Source organism: Pseudomonas sp. GG8, assembly GCF_052976945.1.
Map to the genome: position 1 here is coordinate 1 of NZ_JBRIIP010000014.1, position 3,350 is coordinate 3,350.

Consider the following 3,350-nt stretch of genomic DNA (forward strand, 5'->3'; position numbering starts at 1 on the left):
GACACTTTTCGGTCTGATGGGAGTGAACCGCCATAGCGTCGATCAAGTGCCTCTTGGCTTCATTCGAGGGCCAACGAGCACGCTCAAATCCGACGACGACCGCCATCCCCAAGACTTTAGTAGTCGAGATAGCTGCTGCAGGTTAGCCGGGAGGGGGCTATCCCACCGTACGCATGGCATCGATTGCCGTACACCTTGGTCGCGGCCTTGCAGAGGTAGCTCACGCGAAGGGAGTACTCATCCATCTCCTCTGGATCATCCTGAGAGAGGTGGTGCCCAGCGTTATCGGGGATATGCACCAAGCCATAGGCATCGTCGACAGGAATTCTCAGCGCACTGGCCCAGGCAGCATTTAGGCGGCGATGAATTCCGCTGTGCCGGATGAGCCACCCACGGTGTGGTACGCATCCGAGTTTGAGCAGTAAGACGAAGCGAGAGCGCAGTTCACTCCTTGGCCTGAATCTCCCTACCGAGCACCAGCGCACCTCTGTCTGATGAGCAGCATCAGTTCAGGCGCAGGGAGCGCCCCCGCGCCCTGATCTGACTTGTGGGGTCAGGAGCTCCAGCCTGGCACCTCGGATATGACTGATTACGCTGCCTTATTCAGATAGGATAACCGCTCGGCAATCAGAGCCAGCACGATGGTGCTGATCCGTAGACTTTTCAAACCGTTGCTCTGTGAATACGACCAGTGCAGCTCTTGCCCACAGGCTTCATGGAGATATCTGGTCGTCTCTCGCCAGGTAGTCTCGATGGTATCGACGACCTTTCGACATGCCTCGCTGTCAGCTGGCTTGATCACCCCGATTCCGAGCTCGTCACCATATCTGTCCTTGTCATTGTTGCAGCTGAAGAAGTAACCCAGGCCACAAGCGAAATCTGCTCCCGACAACTCGCCAATCTTTCTCGCTGGAATCGCTGCGTACCCCAGCACCGTTGAGAAGAAGCAAAAGCTGCATGGATGAAAGCCTTTATCCTCTCCGTGCGTCGAACGAGAACAGAGCCCGTCCTGACGCCGAAGATGGGATTACGCTCCCGCGCACGAATGAGCTTATCGAAGTCATTGAACACATGCTCAATGCGAGCGTGGCCAAGCCATCGCTCGATAATGCAGATCAACACGGACGACCACCGCGTGAGTAACGATCAAGCACCTGGCTGACGTACTCGTGCTGAGCGTGCCGGCCTGGCTGGCGACTAGCCTCGGTAGGCGGTCATCCGCCTTGCGCTTGTACCTCTTGCTGCTGATTAGCTGACGAATCCGAGCAACCAGTACGTTCATGGCATGATAGAAATCCAGATAGGCCGTCCCTTGCACATTCAGGCAGGTCTCGACTCCAGCAGGACGGACGCTCCAAGCCAATGTCCTGACAGGCTTCCGCATAGGCTTGCAGGTGCTCGCGCGATAGCCAGGGCGTCACTCGATTGAATAGATTGAGCATCTGCTGCATGGAGTTGACGTATTCCTGGAAATCTGTTCGTTCGGCACAGGTTGGATTCGCCATCTGAGCTCCTACTACTCCCAGCCGGCCTGCCAGACGCCTACTGGACGAACCAGTCGTTCCATCCCATCCTAGGCTTGAGACCGGCAAGAGCCGGCCAAAACGGTAGTGCTCAATGAGTACATGATTGAGTACCTGGTTGGTTGGATGCACACCAGATACTTAGTGAGTGTGTTTTAACTGCTGAGACGTTCTCTGCTTGAGACTATTGAAAGGGGGAGCCATTGATATGGCTACAGTCAACGGCACGCCTATGCCTGATATCAATAAAACCAGCTTTGTCAAGGGCATGTACTGCCCGGAGAAGCCGGGCAATGGAAAGCGATAGAGCCCTGCCTATCGAGACTTTTTGCTATGAGTCGACCGAGGGTGTTGTCTGAGATGCTACCATGGCAGCCGGCTCATGGCTGCGGCATATAGGCCATGACCGGGGAAGCCCGAGCCATGGCCTATTGAGACTGCCGGGAGCGCGCATCCAAAGCTCACTCCGGATGCCTGCGGATCCAGCGCTTCCCCTGGCCAGCATCACGCGCCTCGATTCGGGCCATGACCCAGCCCATCACTTCGCTTTCAACCCACGCTACAGCTCTCTCACCCAATGACACTGACTTCGGAAAGCCCCCTTCTTCATGTAACTGATCGTGGGACCACCTAGGCCGGTGGCGTGCTTGACGTCTTTCAGGCGGAATTAACCTCATGAACTGGCTCCTCTGTATTCCGTTCAGAGGATTCGGGTGGCCTGTAAGAAAATACCTACGTCTTTACTTCGCCGCTGGCGGGTCAGCAAGCCAAATCGGTATCGATCCTCAGGGAACATCCGGACTCAGGGAAAGCAACTGCGGCTCCACCCATCGGCGAGCATTCCGCCGACGACTACGCCGCCACGCCAGCCATCTCGACGAGCGGGGCAAGGCAAGCAATGTGAGAAGAAAATAACCAGACTCAAAGTTGAGGGATCATGACGAAATCCATTGCCCAAACGGAACCCCTGATACTTGGTCAATAGTCAGAATCTAGATCGCCAAGCTATAAGCACCATGATAGAGCTCATCGACTACTAAAATGCCGCACCGGTCTCTGCCGAATACTTTCAGACAATCATCACCAGAGTCTGAGAGCCGAAGCCGGAGGCCGAAAGTCATTACGAATCCGCGCCTCAGCCTTGATCAACGATCTAATCCACTGATGAGAAGGGCAGTTAACAAGCACAGACCAATATTTGGAGAGCAGATGAGCGGCGTACTTCTCCAACATGACCTGTAAAAAATGAAAGAACGAGGGTTGCGGCGGCTGACAGAGGCTAAGAACCTCTCCGTATGGATAATTCTGATGTGTCGTGGGATTCTCGACTAATATTCGACGCATCCATCCGCTGAATGCCTGCTGACAGTGTAATCAGTCTCGTCGTGCAAACCAAAACTGAAGTGGCAATTGCTCCTCCTGCCTCATAGCTGCAATGGGTCCAGATTGAGGAGTAGAGGCTTTTCATTTTTGAAAAGAACGCAGCCGGTCGCACCGGGCACATAGGTTCTTATCAGGCCCAGGTCAATCAGGCACAGCACTCTATTCTTCAATCGTTCTTTACTGAGCCCCGTGATCTTGCATAGAGCTGAAAAGCCCAGGCCACTGACCACCCGCAGACGGTCAGCGCGACACAACAGGCACCCGCCCCCAGCAACAGGCTATTCACGAGACTCCAACTGGCTGGGCTGTCTTTTCCTCCGTGCGTCGGCCGCCAGATCCACACCCTCATTATGCTCCTCGGCTTTTTCGCTTGCTTGGGCAGCCTTCCATCGTGCTTCAGCAGCCTGCTGACAGCTTCCTCATGGTCCGTGGCTGGCTGCGCGG

The 3,350-nt window shown here is 55.1% G+C and carries 3 protein-coding genes; all 3 read right to left on the reverse strand.

Annotation, left to right across the window (positions count from 1 at the left end; genetic code table 11):
* Positions 1-116 precede the first annotated feature (116 nt).
* The 3 genes from ACVBEG_RS27240 to ACVBEG_RS27250 all read right to left on the reverse strand — a co-directional run bounded on the left by ACVBEG_RS27240 (position 117) and on the right by ACVBEG_RS27250 (position 2,200).
* A complete protein-coding gene (locus ACVBEG_RS27240) occupies positions 117-485 on the reverse strand; it encodes a YagK/YfjJ domain-containing protein (RefSeq protein WP_447108553.1) in 369 nt (122 codons plus the stop codon).
* 729 nt (positions 486-1,214) lie between these two features.
* The gene (locus ACVBEG_RS27245; RefSeq protein WP_447108554.1) at positions 1,215-1,505 is read right to left on the reverse strand and encodes a hypothetical protein; all 291 of its coding nucleotides are present in this window, start codon (positions 1,503-1,505) and stop codon (positions 1,215-1,217) included.
* Positions 1,506-1,984: 479 nt separating this feature from the next.
* Positions 1,985-2,200, reverse strand: coding sequence for an AlpA family phage regulatory protein (locus ACVBEG_RS27250; protein ID WP_447108555.1), 216 nt, complete (start codon positions 2,198-2,200; stop codon positions 1,985-1,987).
* Between the last annotated feature and the right edge of the window lie 1,150 nt (positions 2,201-3,350).